Genomic DNA, 1,234 nt, shown 5'->3' with positions numbered 1-1,234 from the left:
TAGTGGTCTACTGATTCCGGACACCCATTTAGGGCGAGAATGCTCGCCATAGAGAGGTGTCTGATGACCAAGCAACGTCGTTCCTTTACGCCCGAGTTCAAACGAGAGGCCGCCTGCCTGGTGCTCGATCAGGGCTACAGCCATATCGAAGCAGCTCGTTCACTGGGAGTGGTTGAGTCGGCCCTGCGCCGTTGGGTAAAACAGCTTCAAGAGGAGCGCGTGGGCGTTACCCCGAAGAGCAAAGCACTGACGCCCGAACAGCAGAAAATCCAGGAGCTGGAAGCCAGGATCGACCGACTGGAACGGGAGAAAGCGATCCTAAAAAAGGCTACCGCTCTCTTGATGTCGGACGAGTTCAATCGTACGCGCTGATAGACCAGTTAAGTGAGCGGGAGTCGGTGGAAGTGGTCTGTTCAGCCTTCGGCGTGGTGCGGTCTTGCTACTACGCCCATCGGCTTCGACGCTGCCGTGTTGATGCATGCCGCGTTGCACTGCGCAGTCAGGTTAACCAGCTGTTCAACCAGAGTCGAGGCTCGGCTGGCAGTCGCAGCATTCTGGGTATGCTGCGTGAGGATGGCGTCAGCATTGGCCGTTTTCGTGTGCGTCGGTTGATGCGTGAGTTGGGCTTGGTCAGCAAGCAGCCAGGCTCGCACGCATACAAGCAGGCTACGGTTGAGCGACCAGATATCCCGAACCGGCTGAACCGCGAGTTCACCACTGAGCGCCCCAATCAGGTGTGGTGCGGCGACATCACCTACATCTGGGCACAAGGTCGCTGGCATTACTTAGCGGCGGTGTTGGATCTGCATACAAGACGAGTAGTCGGCTGGGCGATTTCTGCCAAGCCGGATGCTGAGTTGGTGATCAAGGCGCTGGACATGGCCTACGAACAGCGTGGCAAACCGCAGCAGGTACTGTTTCATTCCGATCAGGGCAGCCAATACGCTAGCCGCCTGTTTCGGCAACGGTTGTGGCGATATCGGATGGAACAGAGCATGAGCCGCCGGGGCAACTGCTGGGATAACTCGCCGATGGAGCGATTGTTCCGCAGTTTGAAATCGGAGTGGATTCCACAGACCGGTTACCTGACAGCTCAGGAGGCCCAACGGGACATCAGTCATTACCTGATGCACCGCTACAACTGGATCAGGCCGCATCAATTCAACGATGGGCTACCGCCTGCGGTGGCCGAAGAAAAACTTAACCCACTGTCCGGGATGGGTTGACCACTACA

At 57.4% G+C, this 1,234-nt stretch carries 1 protein-coding gene; it reads left to right on the top strand.

The annotated features are described in order from the left end of the window. Positions 1–63 precede the first annotated feature (63 nt). Positions 64–1,226, top strand: a protein-coding gene (locus C722_RS0100225; protein WP_085982656.1) for an IS3 family transposase whose coding sequence is annotated in 2 segments (ribosomal slippage) — positions 64–319 and positions 319–1,226 — 1,164 coding nt in all. Because the reading frame shifts where the segments join, the coding sequence is not laid out codon by codon here. Positions 1,227–1,234 lie beyond the last annotated feature (8 nt).

Origin of the sequence: Pseudomonas sp. 313 (genome assembly GCF_000316965.1) — a bacterium.
In the GTDB taxonomy this organism is placed as follows: Bacteria; Pseudomonadota; Gammaproteobacteria; order Pseudomonadales; family Pseudomonadaceae; genus Chryseomonas; species Chryseomonas benzopyrenica.
The sequence above is the reverse complement of the archived record's forward strand: the minus strand, read 5'-3'. Positions and strand labels throughout refer to the sequence as shown.